The organism is Arthrobacter sp. 05T420 (assembly GCF_056396305.1).
Map to the genome: position 1 here is coordinate 24,513 of NZ_JBFTLG010000024.1, position 14,980 is coordinate 39,492.

Below are 14,980 nucleotides of genomic sequence, written 5' to 3' on the forward strand. Positions count from 1 at the left end.
TAGAGTTCCACATGGGGTTCGCCCCTAGGACGAAGTTTTCAGGAGCCGCCACGAAACGGCGGAGAAGCAGCCGGGAGTCATCAGTGCGGCATGGATCCAAGCCCACCATCCGCGACGTCGCGGAGACGGCCGGGGTGTCCCTGACCACCGTCTCCTACGTGCTCTCCGGCCGCTCCGGCGGCACCACCCGGATCAGCCAGGCCACCCAGGACCGGGTGCAATCCGCGGTCCGCGAACTTGGCTACGTGGCCAACCGTGCCGCCCGGGGAATGCGCCGGGGCCGGACGGAGCTGGTGGCCGTAGCCGTCGTGGACCTCGAGCAGCCGCGGGACAGGGCCATCGCCACGGTGCTGGCCGGAATCCTGCCGGAGCACGGCTATCAGGCCGTCGTCCTGCTGGGCGGAGGCTGGCGGCAGTTCATGCTCTCCGGCGGCGCCGACGGCGTCATCCACACCTGCGCGCCGGAGACTGGCGACGATTCCGGGACCATGGCTGAACTCGCCGTCCGCGGCGTGGCCCAGGTGCTCATCGCGGACGACGCCGGGCCCGGCAGCCCCGGTGTCCACGGCGCCTACGATGTGATCTCCGGAACGGACAGCCCCGAGGTCCTGGCCGAGCGCGCCGTCACGGCGCTGCTCGCCAGGCTCCGGAGCTAGGAACCCGCTTAGGCTTTCAGCGCGGCGGCCTCCAGTGCAGCGGCGTTCTGCGTTGGTTCCTCCCTGAGGGGGCGCCGGGCCAGCCACGCGGCCACGATCGCGCCGGAGACGTTGTGCCACAGGGAGAAGACGGCGGACGGCAGCGCGGCCAGCGCGCCGAAGTGCGCCGTGGCGAGGGTGGCGGCCAGGCCGGAGTTCTGCATTCCGACTTCAAAGGCGAGGGCCCTGCGCGCCTTGTCATCCAGGCGCCCCAGCTTGCCGGCCAGGTAGCCCAGGCCCAGTCCGAAGCCGTTGTGCAGTACCACGGCGAGGAACACGATGCCGCCCGCGGCGACGAGTTTGCTGGCGCTGCCGGCCACCACGATCGCCACGATCAGGGAAATCACGGCCGCGGAGGCCCACGGCAGGGCCGGGAGGACCCTGGCCACGAGCTTGCGGAGGAAGAGGCGTGCCAGCAGGCCGGCAATGACGGGCAGGAGGACGGTCTTGACGATGTCCTGGACCATGCCGCCGGCGTCGATGCTCAGGTACGAGCCGGCCAGGAACAGCACCAGCAGCGGCGTCACGATCGGGGCGATCAGCGTGGACACCGAAGCGACGGCCACGGACAGGGCGACGTCGCCCTTGGCCAGGAACGCCATCACGTTGGAGGCAGTGCCCGACGGCGCGCAGCCCACCAGGATCAGACCCACCGCAAGCTCCGGCTCGAGGTGCAGGCCGACGGCGATCAGCCAGCCGGCCCCCGGCATGATGACGTAGTGCGCCACGATTCCCAGGGCCACGGCCCAGGGACGCTTGGCCACCGAGGCAAAATCTGGCGGGGTCAGCGTCAGGCCCATGCAGAACATGATGATGCCCAGCAGGAAGGGCACGCTGGGCGCGAGCGGTTTGAACGCCCCGGGGAGCAGGAAACCGGCGAGCCCGGCCATCACGACGAGGATCGGGAAGATGGTCACCGCGATCCGGGCGATCTTTGCCTCGGCGGCGAGGGCGGGATTGGCCGGGACGTCGGCGGCAGCGCTCGCGTCCCGGGCGGTATTCGGAGTTTTGGTTGCCTCAAGCATCCAAGAATGGTGCCACCGGCATCCACGGACTGACGACTTCGTGACCACCTGTCGAACGAATATGTCAGATTTTTGGCACCTCCCGGGCCGGTATTAGGTCACACGATTGGGCCTTTTTGTTTGCCCTGGTGCGGCCTACCGTGGAACCACGGCGCTGCCCGTCCCGGGTGGCCGGAGCATGGAGGAAATCCAATGACGACGCACGTAGCCGACTGCAGCGTGAACAATTGCTCCTTCAACGATCACTCCCACTGCAACGCGGCCGCCATTACCGTCGGCGGCGCTGAAGACCATGCCTCCTGCGCGACGTTTATCGACATCGGTGTGCACGGCGGGCTCCCCAAGGTGCTGGCCGACGTCGGTGCCTGCCAGCGTACCGAATGCGCCCACAACGATCACCTGATGTGTAAAGCGCCCGAAGTGCACGTGGGCCCGGGGGTCGACAACGCGGATTGCCTCACCTACGCCCACAGATAAGCCGCGTGTGGCGTCGAAATTCCCCACTTTTGAGGGCGATGCCCGGCGTGTCGCACAGAAACGCCGCTGAGTCCCGGCGTCGCACATTCAAAGGTGGGGAGAATCCGCGCAGGGCAAGCAGCACAGAGCGGGGAAGGTCGCGGCATTGAGGCACACAGGCAGCGAAGGGCGGCATAGGGCATCCGGATCCGCAGACGCGGGCCCGCGCTAGCCCTGGGTGAGCCGGTACCGCTCGATCTGCTTGAGCCGCCGGAGGAGACTGTCGCGGCGGGGGTGCGGGACGGCGTCGGCCGGCTCGGCGGTGAGCTCGATGTGTTCGGTGCCGTACTGCCACAGCAGCAGGTCATCGAGCAGCCGGTCCGGGCCGGGGGAGTAGCGGTGGTCCAGGGCCTTGCGGACTTCGGTGATCCGGTTGGCGCTGAGCAGCCCGGCGAGCTGCATGGTCTGGTTGAGGCCGTGGGCCGCCATGAGTTCCGCGGCCCAGCCCCAGTCGTCGTCGACCTTCCGGTCCACGTGCGGCAGCAAGGTCCGCCACACGTCGCGGATCCGGTTGGGCGTCAGCTGCGCGCCACCCTCGCCGTCCACATCCCAGTAACTGCGGACCTCCTCGTAGCGCTCATGCAGGTCCGAGAACGCGCTCTCCACGGTCTCCAGCATGGCTGCCGTGGCCGTGAACTGGCGGTCGAAGTGCGGGGTCCAGGCCCGCGGGTCCTCGGCCTTGAAACGGATGTCGTGCTCGATCTCGCTCCAGGCGTGCGCGAACACGGTGCGGATCTGGCACTCGAAGAAGTAGCTGCCGTTCGGCGGGACTTCCGGGTTGAAGGCCAGCTGGTAGTCCTTGACGGCCTCGTTCTGGATAGTCCGCAGGATCAGGTGCCGGCTGGAGTAGCCGTAAGTACCGGACTCGATCGAGCCGATGTCCTTTTCGCGGTCTCCACGGCAGTCAAAGAGCTGGCGCTGGCGCTTGATCAGGTTGGCCACTACCGCGTTCTCCGCGGGCAGCTTGGTGATCACACGGATGCCCACCATGTCGTTCAAGGTCCGGAACGGATCCGGGAACTTCAGAACAGGCGGCCCGCCGGGCTCCAGCGGTTCTTCGGTGCGGGAAATTTTCTCGCGGAAGGACTCAACGGTCTTGGTGCGGCCGGTGACGAACAACGGCGTGACCTCGGTGTCCTTGAGCATAGTCCGCAGCGTGAGCAGAACCTCCCGGGTGACCAGCTTCAGGGCAGGCCGGACCCGCTCGTACAGTTCCACGTTCTCCTGCACGGAATCGCGCAGGCTCAAGTCCAAACGGTCCCAGTTGCTCGCCATGGATCCAGCTTACGGCGCACCGCCGACACCTGCCCGCAAGCCGGTCCGCAGGCACTGCCGCGGCCGCCGCCGTCTGGCCGTGTTCAAGGGCGGTGTTCAAGGGCGGCGTGCGGGGCCCGGCCTGCGCGGGGCCGCTTGGCGCCCAAGGTAGGCTCAGCACATGGCTGAAATGCGGCGGCGGGCTATGATCGCTGCCGCAGCGGCGGTGACTCTTGGGGCAGTCTCCGTCGCCTGTTCACCGGGCCCCAAGGAGGACGCTGTGAAGAGGCAGAAGTACCAATATGGCGAGGACCCCAGCCAGTGGGGTGAGCTCTTCCTTCCGGAGGTGGCCGCGCCCAAGGGTGTGGTGGTGGTGATCCATGGCGGGTACTGGCGTTCGCAGTACGGCGCAGAACTTGGGGAACCCCTTGCCAAGGACCTCGCCGCGCACGGCATGGCAGCCTGGAACCTGGAGTACCGGCGCGCCGGCAACGGCGGAGGCTGGCCCAACACCTTTGCCGACGTCCTGGCCGGAATCGACAAGCTCGGGGAGCTCGCAGACGAGCACGGCCTCGGGCTGGACCGGGTGGTGGCCCTGGGCCACTCGGCCGGCGGTCACCTCGCCGTCTGGGCGGCGGGACGCGGTCGGCTCGCCGGGCTCGGAGCCCCGGATGCGGACCGCCAGCTGATCCGCCGCGGCGACGACGACGGCGCGGTGCAGCTTACCGGCGTCGTCAGCCAGTCGGGGTTGCTCAACCTCGCGGCCGCCGAGCGGCTCAACCTCAGCAACGGCGCCGTCAGCAACTTCCTGGGCGGCTCGTCGGAGAAGTATCCCAAACGGCACAAATATGCAGACCCCATGAGCGCGGTGCCACTCGGCGTACCCGTATATGCCGTTCACGGCACGGAGGATGACAGTGTGCCGGTCAGCCAGTCCGAGACCTACGCCGGAGCAGCCAAGGCGGCCGGTGCGCCGGTCCAGTTGCTGAAGGTCCCGGGCGACCACTTTGCGCTCATTGATCCAAAGGCTCCCGCCTACCGGAAATGCCGTGAACTCGTGCAGCAGCTGCTGGTCTGAAGCCGGCGCGGGTCCCCACCTAGCTGCCAGCAAGGCGCGCCCGTCCGCCTGCCAGACGTCCCCGGGGCGGGTGAATGCCAATAGACTGGACCAAGGTGCGCCGGGAAGTCTGGTCGGCATGATTCCGTCGACCCCACTTTGAGGACTCCATGAGCGCCCCGCCACCCCCTCCCACACCCCCTCGCCTCACCGTTTTCGGCCGCGGCAGCTACGCCGAGGCCCTGCGAATCGGCGAGATCCTCCGCAAGGAAACCGTAGGCGGCGCGCTGCTGGTCGCGGCGGCGGCGGTGGCCTTGGTCTGGGCCAACTCCCCGGCCTCGGAGAGTTACTTCGCGCTGCGCGACTTCACGATCGGCTACGGGCCCTGGCATCTGGAGCTGAGCCTCGGTGCATGGGCCGCCGACGGCCTGCTGGCCATCTTCTTCTTCCTGGTGGGGCTCGAACTCAAGCGCGAGTTCGTCGCGGGCGACCTGCGCCAATTCAACAAATCCGTGGTCCCGGTGGCCGCCGCCGTGGGCGGCGTGGCCGTACCCGCGCTCATCTATGCGGCAGTCAACCTCGGCGGCCCCGACGCCCTGCGGGGCTGGGCGATCCCCACCGCCACTGACATCGCCTTCGCACTCGCCGTGCTGGCGATCATCGGTTCCCACCTTCCCAGTGCGCTGCGGATCTTCCTGCTCACCCTCGCCGTCGTGGACGACCTTCTGGCCATCACCATCATCGCCATCTTCTACACGAGCGAACTCCATCCCGTGCCTCTCCTGCTGGCCCTGCTCCCGTTGGGCCTGTATACGCTCCTGGTGCAGAAATACCGTCGGTTCTTCGGCATGCACTCACTGGCCGCGTGGGTGATCCTTCTGCCGCTCGGCGCCGCCACGTGGGCGCTCGTCCACGCCTCAGGAATCCACGCCACCGTGGCCGGGGTCCTGCTCGGCTTCGCGGTCCCGGTCCGGCGGTCCCAAGCCAGCGGCGGGCCCGAGGCCGGACCGGGCCTGGCGGAGATCTTTGAACACCGGTTCCGCCCGATCTCGGCTGGATTCGCGGTCCCGGCCTTCGCGTTCTTTTCCGCCGGGGTGGCCGTCGGCGGCTGGCGGGGCCTCGGTGCCGCTGTGACGGACCCCGTGGCCGTGGGCATCGTCCTGGCCCTCGTGCTCGGAAAACCGGCCGGGATCCTCGGCACCACCTGGCTCATCACCAAGACCACGCGGGCCAGGCTGGACCGTTCGTTCAAGTGGATCGACATCTTCGGGCTGTCCATCCTTGCGGGCATAGGTTTCACGGTGTCGCTGCTCGTGGCCGAACTGAGCTTCGGCCAAGGCACCGTCCACGACGACCACGCGAAGGTCGGGATCCTTGCGGCCACAGTGCTCGCGGCTCTCCTCGCGGCCGCCGTGCTGCGGGTCCGCAACAAGCAGTACCGCCAGGCGGAAGAGGAAGAAAAGATCGACTCGGACCACGACGGCATCCCGGACGTCTACCAGCAAGACCGTCCCGCAGGCTAGCTGGGGCCCTGCAGCCTGGGTGGACAGGCCAGCTTGACGGACTAGATTTGGGGGTGCGGCAGGGACGTGCCGTCCAGAGCAACGGTGATACCCCAAGGGGTATCATTGTGTAGCTGGAATACGCGCGCCGGGCCGTCCGGCGCCCGCGAAAGGAACAGGCATGAAGAGCATCTCCGTCAAGGACCTGGCCGCCCTGGGCGACGCCACCGAAATCGTCGATGTCCGCGAGGAAGACGAATACGCCGCTGTCCGCGTTCCCGGCGCCAGGAGCATTCCGCTCTCACGGTTTGTCCAGTCCCTCGATGAGGTTCCGGCCAGCGGAACCGTCTACGTCATGTGCGCCGCCGGGGGCCGCAGCGCCCAGGCCGCCACCTACCTGGAGGACCAGGGGTACGACGCCGTCAACGTCACCGGCGGGATCATGCAGTGGCAGGACGAGGGACACCCCGTCAACCGGGGCTGACCGTACCGGCCTGACCTCACCGGAGGGATCATGGAAGTCATCGTCATCGAGACCCCGCAGCTCGGGGACCGCAGCTATCTGGTCCACGACGGCTCCGTGGCGCTGGCGATCGACCCGCAGCGTGACACCGACCGCATTGAGGCGGCCGCCCGCGACGCCGGCGTGGCCATCACGCATGTGGCCGAGACCCACTTGCACAATGACTACATCACCGGCGGGCTGATCCTGGCCCGCGCCCACGGCGCCAGCTACCTCGTGAACGCCGCCGATCCCGTCGCCTTCGAGCGTACGCCCGTCACGGACGGCCAAACCGTCCAGGTGGGCTCGCTCACGGTCAAGGCGGTCGCCACGCCCGGCCACACGCACACGCATATGTCGTTTATCGTGGACGACGGCGAGGAGCAGGCCGTCTTCTCCGGCGGGAGCCTGCTGTATGGCTCGGTGGGCCGCACCGACCTTGTTGCCGAGGCGGACACGGTCGGCCTGACCCATGACCAGTACGCCTCGGTCCGGCGCCTCGCCGCCGAGTCCAGCCACGACGCCGCCCTGTTCCCGACCCACGGATTCGGCTCGTTCTGCTCCTCCGGACCCGCCACCCGTGCCCGGTCCTCCACCATCGGCGAGCAGCTCGCCGCCAACCACGCGCTGACGGACCCTGACGAGGACCACTTTGTCCGCCAGCTCATCGCCAACCTCACGGACCACCCGTCGTACTACGCCCACATGAGTCCGGCCAACCTTCAGGGACCGGCCGCCTCCGAGCTGGCCGTTCCCGAATCGCTCGACGCCGCGGAGCTCACCCGGCGATTGGACGACGGCGAGTGGGTGGTGGACCTGCGGCGGCGGGTGGCGTTCGCCAACAGCCACCTCAAGGGCAGCGTCAGTTTTGAGTATGGCTCCGGCTCCAGTTTCACCACGTATCTCGGCTGGGTGCTCCCGTGGGGTGAGCCGCTGACTCTGGTGGGCTCGCGGGAAGACATCGAGCGCGCCATCCGCGACCTCTCCCGGATCGGCATCGAATCCCCGGACGCCGCGCTCGGTTCCGAGCCGCACGCCCTGGCACCGCAGGCCCGCCTCGCCTCCTACCCGCGCGTGGGCTGGGATGGCGTGCTTGCCGCCCGGCCGCCCGGGGACACCGTCCTGGACGTGCGCCGGGCCGACGAATTCGCCGCTGCCCGCGTGCTCGGTGCGGTCAACGTGCCGTTGCACGAGCTGTTGCTGCGCCTCGGGGACGTCCCCGCCGGGAAGCTCTGGGTGCACTGCGCTTCCGGGTACCGTGCCGGGATCGCCGCCAGCCTCCTCCAGCGGGCGGGCAGAGACGTTGTCCACATCGACGCCAGGTTCGGCGACGCCGCGTCCGCCGGGATTACGCTGGACACCACGGCCGCCTGAGACCGTGGCCTGAGCGGGCAGCCCGGCGGAAGCGGGCGGGCGCGCAACACACGGCGCCGGAGCGGATTCTCTGGCAGAGTATGGTCATGCTCACAGTTATTGGCGAAGGACTGGTTGATGTAGTCCAGCGGTCCTCCGGCGTCCAGGCCCATGTCGGCGGCAGCCCCCTCAACGTGGCGGTGGGGCTGGCGCGGCTGGACCATCCCGTCCAGTTCATTGGCCGCTACGGCCGAGATCCGTATGGCGAGGCCCTGGCCGCACACCTGAAGTCGAGCTCCGTGTTGCTCCCGCTGGGACCCGACGAGCTGCCCACCAGCGTGGCCGCCGCCCGGATCGACGACGCCGGCGCCGCCACTTACACCTTCGACCTCGCCTGGGAGCTTCCCGGCGTCGCGGCGCGCCTGCCGTTCCTGCTCCAGGGAACCACGCTGCTGCACACCGGATCCATCGCCACCATGCTGGCGCCCGGCGCCGCCGAGGTGCTCGCCGCCGTCGAGCGCGCCCACCCGTCCGCGACCATCAGCTTTGACCCCAATTGCCGCCCCAGCATCATCCCGGACGTGGACTACGCCCGCGGGCAGGCCGAAAAGTTCGTAACCCTCGCTGACGTGGTGAAAGCCTCCGACGAGGATCTCGAATGGCTCTATCCCGGTGTTGACCCGCTGGATTCGGCCCGCCGCTGGCTGGCGCTGGGCGGCTCCGAGGGCCCCGCCATGGTGGTGGTGACCCGTGGCGGCCACGGCCCCTGGGGCATCAACGCCGCAGGTGCGGCGCAGTTCCCCGCACCGGAGATCAGCGTCGCGGACACCGTGGGGGCAGGGGATTCGTTCATGGCCGCGCTGCTGTCCGGCGTGGTGGATCTGGGCCTGGACGGGGCACAAAACCGCAAGGCCCTGCGCGAACTCTCCGCCGAAAGTCTTCGCGATCTGCTCGCCCATGCCTCCCGGGCAGCGGCGGTCACCGTGTCCCGTGCCGGCGCCAACCCGCCCACGCGCGCGGAGCTGGCACGGGTGGAAATGGGGGCCCAACCCCTGCAGTGAGTGAAAGGCAGCCATGACACGCCACGAATTTCCGGAGTTCCCTGTCCGTAGTGAATCCTTTGCGGAGGGCCAGACTCTCCCGCCTGCCCAGCGCAGCGGCAAAATGCGCGCCGGCGGCCAGGACGAGTCCCCACAGCTGAGCTGGAGCGGCGCCCCGGCCGGCACTAAGGGCTATGCCGTCACCATGTTCGACCCCGACGCCCCGGGCCGCGGCGGATTCTGGCACTGGGCCGTGCTGGACGTCCCCGCCGACGTCACGTCGCTGCCGGCAGGGGCGGGCGCCGAGGGCGGCAAGCATCTTCCCGCGGGCGCCATCCAGTTAAGGAACGACGGCGGGTTCCACGGCTACCTGGGCGCCGCGCCGCCTCCCGGGCACGGGCCGCACCGGTACGTCATCACCGTGCACGCGCTCGACATCGCACCGTCGGGGCTCAACGAGCACACTTCTCCGGGCAGCCTGGAAGCGAAGCTGTCGCGGCACACCCTGGGCCGGGGAACGCTTACCGGCATCTTCGAACGCCACTGAGCCGCCTCGGCCCGCCGCCGTCGCCCTCGCCCGAGGTCGCCGAACCCGCCCTCGCCCCGAGGTCGCCGAGATCGCCGCAAACTCTCCAGATCGCCGAACTCGCCCAACCCGTCCCGAGGTCGCCGCAAACTCTCCAGATCGCCGGAATATTCCGGCGAACCCGACGCGTTCCGGCGATCTCGGCGCACACCTCGGCGCACACCTCGGCGCGCACAGCCGCGAGGGCCGACCGTCCCGGCGCACGTAGACTGGCACTATGCGGCTGGTAGCAAGTGACATCGACGGAACGATCCTCGGCCATGACGGCAAGATCAGCGACAGGACCGTCCGCGCGTTCCACGCCTGCCGCGACGCCGGGCTGGAACTGGTGTTCGTCACGGGGCGCCCGCCGCGCTGGCTCCACCCCCTGCAGGACCAGCTGGGGCACACCGGAACGGTCATCTGCTCCAACGGCGCTGTCGTGTGGGACCTCGAGGCCGACCGCATGCTCTCGGCCCGGACACTGGACCTCGACGCCATGTTCGAGGCGCGCCGCATCATCAAACGGTTGCGTCCGTCCGCGCTGTTTGCAGCCGAGACCCTGACCGGCTTCCACCTGGAACCGGGCTTTATCGAGAACGGCTCGAGCGAACTGCTCGCGGAATTCACGCCGGCCCCGCTGCACACCACCCTCACTGAGGCGGACTCCATCGCGAAATTCCTCGCCATCGTCCGGGAAGGCACCGCCGACGAATTCCTGGCCGAGGTGACACCCGCCGTCGCCCACCTGGCCGCCGCGACCCACTCGGCGCCGAACATGGCCCTGCTGGAGCTGTCCCTGCCCGGGGTGAACAAGGCCGTGACCCTGGCCGAATATGCGGCCTCGCTCGGCATCGGCGCCGCGGACGTGGTGGCCTTCGGGGACATGCCCAACGACATCGAGATGCTTCGATGGGCCGGGCACGGTTACGCCATGGCCAGCGGCCACCCCGAAGCGATCCGGGCCGCCGGTCAGCAGGCCCCGCACTTCGACGACGACGGCGTCGCCCAGATCCTCGAGGCCAAGCTCGCCGAACTCGGCGTCCGGTTGCCCTGAAGCCACGCGGGAGCTGACCACGTCCACTCGGACACCGCCGGCGCCCTGCACCCTCGCACCCCTGCACTCCGCCGCAAACCGGCCCTCCGCGTGGACACCGGATTCCCAGTGGACGGCCAACTGGCGTTCACCTTGGCCTCCTAGGCTGGGAGCTCGCGACAGATCGTTTGACCGATAGTGGGGACATCATGGCCAGATACCGCATCAACAACACGGACGAACAACCCCTGCACAAGGTGGAGCCGGACCGGCACTGGAGGCAGCTGCGCCAGGGCGACCGCGTCAGCGTCCGGCTGGGCCCGGGCTTCGAGACCGGCGGCCTCGTGGACGCCGTCACGGAGGATCACAGCATGATCTGGGTGGACCTCGACGGCGGCCGCGGCCGCACACTCCTGCACTGCAGCGACGACGTCGAAATCCGCCAGAACGACTCCTGACGCCTCGATCCCGCCCAGAGCCGGCCCCGTTGACCCGATCCTCTCGGCCCCGTTGACCCGATCCCCTCGGCCCCGGCACCGGCAGATCGAGCCTCGGGTACGCTTCAGGAGTGACTGAACCGCACCCCTACTTCGCCCCCCGCGGGCATCCCGACGGCGGCCCCGAGGACCCAGCCGCCAGGACCCCAGGACCCGCCGGAACCTTCACCGGCACCCGGGCGCCCCTGGCGCTTGCCCACCGGGGCTTCTCGCTGGACGGACTGGAGAACTCGATGGCCGCCTTCCGCGCCGCCGTCGAGCTCGGGTTCCGGCACCTGGAGACGGACGTGCACACAACGGCCGACGGCGTGTTGGTGGTCTTCCACGACAAAGCCCTGGACCGGATCACGGCGGAGCGGGGCCGGATCGCGGACCTTCCTGCCGCGACCGTGGACCTGGCCAGGATCGGCGGATCCGAACCGATCCCGCGGTTCGAAGAGCTGATCGCGGCCTTCCCTGACGTCCGGCTCAATGTCGACGTCAAGGACTGGAATTCCGTGGCCACCCTGGCCTCGGCGATCGAGCGCCACGGACTGCACGACCGGGTGCTGGTGGCCAGTTTCTCGGACCGGCGCCGCCGTGCAGTGCTGAAGCAGTTGAGCCGTCCCGCCGCGGGTTCGGCCGGCATCGTGTCCAATGCCGTGTTCGTCCTGTTGGGCCCCGTGCTGCCGGCGCGGCTGATGTCGCTCGTGGCGCGCCGGGCACTGCGCGGAGTCCACGCCCTGCAGGTCCCGGTCCGCTACGGTGCCGTGCCAGTGGTGACGCCCGGCTTCATCCGGCGGGCACACCGGCACGGCCTGCAAGTCCATGTGTGGACGGTTAATGAGCCCGCCGAAATGCACCGCCTGCTGGACCTCGGCGTCGACGGGATCGTGACGGACCGTGCGGACCTGCTCAAGGCGGTCCTCCAGGAGCGCGGGACCTGGTCTTGAACGGGTCCCGGTCTAAAAGAGAGGGACCGGCGTCAGGCGGAAAGTTCCATCATGAGTGGCGGCAGTTCCTCGTTGAGCTCCCGGGCGAGGTAGCCCAAGCCGCCCAGCCGGCTGGCAAGTCGGTCTCCGGCCGCAGCATGCAGATGCGTCCCCCAGCAGGCAGCCTGCGCGTTGCCCGTTCCCCTGGCGCGAAGGCCGGTGATGGCGCCAGAGAGGACATCTCCGCTGCCTGAGGTGCCCAGTCCGCTGTGCCCGGTGGTGATCTCCCAGAGGCCGGGCCCAGACGCAGCAGCCCTGCCGCTGCTGCGGGGTTCTGCGATCACCCCTTGGCAGGAGACCACGGCGTGATATTTGTCGGCCACCTCAGGGAGCTCGCGGTGCAGATCCTCGACATCCCGGCCGAGGAGGATGGCCGCCTCCGTGATGTTCGGGGTTAGGATCAGCCGGCCGGCCCACGGAGACAGTTCGTCTTCGAGCTCCGGCAGGCTGGCCATTGCAAAGGCATCCAGGACAAAACACGGCTGGTTGCCCGGGGTGGCTTTGAGGAGTTCACGCAGCAGCGCCGTGGTTTGGTCCTTGTCGTCCAGGCCGGGCCCCACCAGGACGGCGTCTGCTGTTTCCAGCTCGGCGGCCAGGGACCCGCCTGCGGAACCTACCACGGTCCCGGCCGTCGTTTCCGGCAGTCCAAGGACGCCAGCTTCGGGCAGGGCAATGGCCAGCGGTATCGCAACGGAATCCGCCACGGCCAGGGTCAGCCGGCCCGCACCCGCGCGGAGGGCAGCGACCCCGGCGAGCAAGGCCGCTCCGGGCGTCTTGCGCGCGCCGCCGATGACCAGCACGGAGCCGCGGTCATCCTTCCCGGAGCCGCCGCCGGGAAGGGGCCAGGCACGCAGCAACGTCGGGGTGACGGCTTCGGCCTGAGGGGGCTTGGGCCGCCGGGACTTAGCGGGGGTGGACATCCGCGTCGCCCGAGTGCTGGGTTACCGGGACGCCTTCGCTCGTGAGGTGGTCGGCCATATTGAAAGTCTCCAACAGCCATTCCCCCCTGCCGTCGGGCCGGACGAAGCGGCTGACGGAGGCATTGAGGATGGTGGACGTGGCCGCGATGTCCAGCAGCTGCTGCTCCGAGAGGCCCTCCAGGATGTAGCGGATGAGCAGGATCACGGCGTCGTGGCAGACCAGCAGGACGCCCTCGCCGGAATGCTTGTTGTCAAGGTCGGCCAGCAACGAGCGGAGCCGCAGCACCACATCTGCCCACGACTCACCGCCCGGGGGCCGGTAGTAGAACTTGCCGAGCCACCGCCGCCGGCCGGCCTCCTCGGGGAGCCGGGCTTCCACCCCGGCCGTGGTGAGCATGTCCAGGATTCCTAGCTCGCGGTCGCGCAACCGCTCGTCGATCAGGACTGCCGTTTGCCACCCGCCGGTCTGGACGGCGAGTTCTGCGGTCTGCCGGGCGCGCAGGTAGGGCGAGGACCAGACCGGTGTGCGCCGGCCGTCCGGATACTCCGCGAGGAGCCTGCCCAGGGCCAACGCCTGTTCATGTCCCGTGTCCGACAATCCGACATCCGCGTCCCGTGCCGGGACATCAATGACATGCGCACCGGCCTGTTGAGCCAGCGTGGCGGCAACGTTGCCTTGGCTTTCACCGTGACGTACCAGCAGCAGCTCGGTCACGCCCGGAACGCTGCCGTGTCCGTGGTGGCTCATCGATCCCCCTGTCCGTTGGTTCCCGACGTCGTCCTCTGCCGGCCCGGACCGGGCCGAATGTGTGTGGCAGCCACGTTACTCCCGGTGGCGCGGGTTTGTCGCTGCGCCGGGCAGTCGAGCATGGTCAGGCACCGCCGGGCTGGCAGGATAGTGCCATGCGCATCCTCATCGCCCCGGACAAGTTCAAGGGCTCCCTCACCGCCGTCGAAGCCGCCGCCGCCATTGCCGAAGGCGCCCTGCGCGTCTACCCGGACGCCGAGACCACCCAGTTTCCGGTGGCCGACGGCGGTGAAGGCACCCTCGAGGCGGCTGTTGCGGCCGGTTACGAGGAACGGCTCAACGCAGTTGTTGGCCCCATTCTGGCCCCGATCGGTGCCGCGTGGGCCATCCGCGCGGACGCCTTCGGCGGGGCCACCGCGGTGATCGAAACGGCGCAGGCCTCCGGGCTGGCGCACATGGAGCCCACGCCGGCCAACTCGCTGCGCGCCCACAGTTATGGCTGCGGCCAGCTGATCGCCGCAGCGCTGGACGCCGGGGCCACGGAAATCGTGCTCGGCGTGGGCGGTTCGGCCATGAGCGACGGCGGCAGCGGTGCCCTCCGGGCCCTCGGTCTCAAACCGCTGGACGCCGCGGGCAATGTTGTGCCCCTCGGCGGCGGATCACTCGCCGAGGTCGCGTCCGTGGATACCAGCGGCCTCGATCCGCGGCTGGCCGGGGTGAAGTTCAGGATCGCCGTGGACGTCCAGAACCCGCTGTACGGCAGCGACGGGGCCGCGTACGTGTTCGGTCCGCAAAAAGGTGCCGACGCCGATGCCATGGAGCTGCTCGACGCCGGCCTGCGCAACTGGGCCTCGGTCCTGCGCGGGGCGACCGGCCGGGACGTCAATGTGCCCGGCGCCGGGGCGGCCGGTGGCTTCCCGGCGTCGTTCCTGGCCTTCAGCACCGCCGCCCTGGAAGGCGGCTTCGAGCTGGTGGCCGGGCTCACCGGGCTCGCCGCGAAACTCGCGGTGGCTGATTTGGTCATCACCGGAGAAGGCTCCATGGACAGCCAATCGCTGACGGGCAAAGCGCCGATCGCCCTCGCCGACGCCGCCCAGGCGCTCGGCATTCCGGTGATCGTGGTGGCCGGCCGGATCCTCGTCACCCCGGAGGACCTCGCCCCGCACGGAGTAGTCGCCGCGGCGCAGCTGCTGGACGTCGCCGGCAGCCCGGAGGACGCCATCGCCAACGCCGCAAAGTACCTCACCTGGGTCACCAGCCAGGTCCTCGAAGGCGCGTAGCGCATCTGCTGGCCGGGCG

The 14,980-nt window shown here is 69.2% G+C and carries 16 protein-coding genes; 12 read left to right on the forward strand and 4 right to left on the reverse strand.

Going from position 1 to position 14,980, the window contains the following annotated elements; all coding sequences use genetic code 11:
* The first annotated feature begins 83 nt into the window (after positions 1-83).
* Positions 84-656 carry a LacI family DNA-binding transcriptional regulator gene (locus tag AC1DEM_RS19910; RefSeq protein ID WP_476886017.1) on the forward strand — a complete coding sequence of 191 codons (573 nt, stop codon included), beginning with the start codon at positions 84-86 and terminating at the stop codon, positions 654-656.
* An 8-nt stretch (positions 657-664) separates the two neighbouring features.
* Here AC1DEM_RS19910 and AC1DEM_RS19915 read toward each other — a convergent pair whose 3' ends face one another.
* The gene (locus AC1DEM_RS19915) at positions 665-1,720 is read right to left on the reverse strand and encodes a bile acid:sodium symporter family protein (RefSeq protein WP_476886018.1); all 1,056 of its coding nucleotides are present in this window, start codon (positions 1,718-1,720) and stop codon (positions 665-667) included.
* Positions 1,721-1,912: 192 nt separating this feature from the next.
* Here AC1DEM_RS19915 and AC1DEM_RS19920 point away from each other — a divergent pair, with 192 nt between their 5' ends.
* Positions 1,913-2,197 carry a DUF1540 domain-containing protein gene (locus AC1DEM_RS19920; RefSeq protein WP_390201628.1) on the forward strand — a complete coding sequence of 95 codons (285 nt, stop codon included), beginning with the start codon at positions 1,913-1,915 and terminating at the stop codon, positions 2,195-2,197.
* 207 nt (positions 2,198-2,404) lie between these two features.
* Here the strand turns inward: AC1DEM_RS19920 and AC1DEM_RS19925 are convergent, their stop codons facing one another.
* The gene (locus AC1DEM_RS19925) at positions 2,405-3,511 is read right to left on the reverse strand and encodes a GTP pyrophosphokinase (protein ID WP_476886019.1); all 1,107 of its coding nucleotides are present in this window, start codon (positions 3,509-3,511) and stop codon (positions 2,405-2,407) included.
* A 259-nt stretch (positions 3,512-3,770) separates the two neighbouring features.
* Here AC1DEM_RS19925 and AC1DEM_RS19930 point away from each other — a divergent pair, with 259 nt between their 5' ends.
* From AC1DEM_RS19930 to AC1DEM_RS19970, 9 genes are all read left to right on the forward strand, one after another.
* Positions 3,771-4,568 carry an alpha/beta hydrolase gene (locus tag AC1DEM_RS19930; protein WP_476886020.1) on the forward strand — a complete coding sequence of 266 codons (798 nt, stop codon included), beginning with the start codon at positions 3,771-3,773 and terminating at the stop codon, positions 4,566-4,568.
* A 149-nt stretch (positions 4,569-4,717) separates the two neighbouring features.
* Positions 4,718-6,070: a Na+/H+ antiporter NhaA gene (gene nhaA / locus AC1DEM_RS19935; protein WP_476886021.1), complete on the forward strand. Its 1,353-nt coding sequence runs from the start codon at positions 4,718-4,720 to the stop codon at positions 6,068-6,070.
* Positions 6,071-6,230: 160 nt separating this feature from the next.
* Positions 6,231-6,533, forward strand: a complete 303-nt coding sequence (locus AC1DEM_RS19940) for a rhodanese-like domain-containing protein (protein ID WP_476886022.1) — start codon at positions 6,231-6,233, stop codon at positions 6,531-6,533.
* A gap of 30 nt (positions 6,534-6,563) precedes the next feature.
* A complete protein-coding gene (locus AC1DEM_RS19945) occupies positions 6,564-7,925 on the forward strand; it encodes an MBL fold metallo-hydrolase (RefSeq protein ID WP_476886023.1) in 1,362 nt (453 codons plus the stop codon).
* An 86-nt stretch (positions 7,926-8,011) separates the two neighbouring features.
* Positions 8,012-8,965 (forward strand): carbohydrate kinase family protein, encoded by a 954-nt coding sequence (locus AC1DEM_RS19950; RefSeq protein WP_476886024.1) that lies wholly within the window; start codon positions 8,012-8,014, stop codon positions 8,963-8,965.
* 13 nt (positions 8,966-8,978) lie between these two features.
* Positions 8,979-9,491, forward strand: a complete 513-nt coding sequence (locus AC1DEM_RS19955; protein WP_476886025.1) for a YbhB/YbcL family Raf kinase inhibitor-like protein — start codon at positions 8,979-8,981, stop codon at positions 9,489-9,491.
* A 256-nt stretch (positions 9,492-9,747) separates the two neighbouring features.
* Entirely contained in the window at positions 9,748-10,566 is an 819-nt protein-coding gene (locus tag AC1DEM_RS19960) for an HAD family hydrolase (protein ID WP_476886026.1), read from the forward strand.
* A 188-nt stretch (positions 10,567-10,754) separates the two neighbouring features.
* Positions 10,755-11,003, forward strand: a complete 249-nt coding sequence (locus tag AC1DEM_RS19965; RefSeq protein ID WP_476886027.1) for a hypothetical protein — start codon at positions 10,755-10,757, stop codon at positions 11,001-11,003.
* Positions 11,004-11,113: 110 nt separating this feature from the next.
* Positions 11,114-11,974, forward strand: a complete 861-nt coding sequence (locus tag AC1DEM_RS19970; RefSeq protein WP_476886028.1) for a glycerophosphodiester phosphodiesterase family protein — start codon at positions 11,114-11,116, stop codon at positions 11,972-11,974.
* 32 nt (positions 11,975-12,006) lie between these two features.
* Here AC1DEM_RS19970 and AC1DEM_RS19975 read toward each other — a convergent pair whose 3' ends face one another.
* Together AC1DEM_RS19975 and AC1DEM_RS19980 are read right to left on the reverse strand one after the other, a co-directional pair.
* Positions 12,007-12,933 carry an NAD(P)H-hydrate dehydratase gene (locus tag AC1DEM_RS19975; protein WP_476886029.1) on the reverse strand — a complete coding sequence of 309 codons (927 nt, stop codon included), beginning with the start codon at positions 12,931-12,933 and terminating at the stop codon, positions 12,007-12,009.
* Positions 12,917-13,681, reverse strand: a complete 765-nt coding sequence (locus AC1DEM_RS19980; RefSeq protein WP_476886030.1) for a histidine phosphatase family protein — start codon at positions 13,679-13,681, stop codon at positions 12,917-12,919. The genes AC1DEM_RS19975 and AC1DEM_RS19980 overlap by 17 nt, the downstream gene beginning before the upstream one ends.
* Before the next feature lie 155 nt (positions 13,682-13,836).
* On the opposite strand from AC1DEM_RS19980, the gene AC1DEM_RS19985 reads away from it, so the two are divergent.
* Positions 13,837-14,961, forward strand: a complete 1,125-nt coding sequence (locus tag AC1DEM_RS19985; RefSeq protein WP_476886031.1) for a glycerate kinase — start codon at positions 13,837-13,839, stop codon at positions 14,959-14,961.
* The last annotated feature ends 19 nt before the right edge of the window (positions 14,962-14,980 follow it).

What these genes read in the sequence shown, in the direction of transcription:
- AC1DEM_RS19980 (WP_476886030.1), bottom strand. Translation starts at nt 13,681, where the DNA reads ATGAGCCACCACGGACACGGCAGCGTTCCGGGCGTGACCGAGCTGCTG.
- AC1DEM_RS19985 (WP_476886031.1), top strand. Translation starts at nt 13,837, where the DNA reads ATGCGCATCCTCATCGCCCCGGACAAGTTCAAGGGCTCCCTCACCGCC.
- AC1DEM_RS19950 (WP_476886024.1), top strand. Translation starts at nt 8,012, where the DNA reads ATGCTCACAGTTATTGGCGAAGGACTGGTTGATGTAGTCCAGCGGTCC.
- AC1DEM_RS19960 (WP_476886026.1), top strand. Translation starts at nt 9,748, where the DNA reads ATGCGGCTGGTAGCAAGTGACATCGACGGAACGATCCTCGGCCATGAC.
- nhaA (WP_476886021.1), top strand. Translation starts at nt 4,718, where the DNA reads ATGAGCGCCCCGCCACCCCCTCCCACACCCCCTCGCCTCACCGTTTTC.
- AC1DEM_RS19915 (WP_476886018.1), bottom strand. Translation starts at nt 1,720, where the DNA reads ATGCTTGAGGCAACCAAAACTCCGAATACCGCCCGGGACGCGAGCGCT.
- AC1DEM_RS19925 (WP_476886019.1), bottom strand. Translation starts at nt 3,511, where the DNA reads ATGGCGAGCAACTGGGACCGTTTGGACTTGAGCCTGCGCGATTCCGTG.
- AC1DEM_RS19945 (WP_476886023.1), top strand. Translation starts at nt 6,564, where the DNA reads ATGGAAGTCATCGTCATCGAGACCCCGCAGCTCGGGGACCGCAGCTAT.
- AC1DEM_RS19940 (WP_476886022.1), top strand. Translation starts at nt 6,231, where the DNA reads ATGAAGAGCATCTCCGTCAAGGACCTGGCCGCCCTGGGCGACGCCACC.
- AC1DEM_RS19920 (WP_390201628.1), top strand. Translation starts at nt 1,913, where the DNA reads ATGACGACGCACGTAGCCGACTGCAGCGTGAACAATTGCTCCTTCAAC.
- AC1DEM_RS19965 (WP_476886027.1), top strand. Translation starts at nt 10,755, where the DNA reads ATGGCCAGATACCGCATCAACAACACGGACGAACAACCCCTGCACAAG.
- AC1DEM_RS19955 (WP_476886025.1), top strand. Translation starts at nt 8,979, where the DNA reads ATGACACGCCACGAATTTCCGGAGTTCCCTGTCCGTAGTGAATCCTTT.
- AC1DEM_RS19975 (WP_476886029.1), bottom strand. Translation starts at nt 12,933, where the DNA reads ATGTCCACCCCCGCTAAGTCCCGGCGGCCCAAGCCCCCTCAGGCCGAA.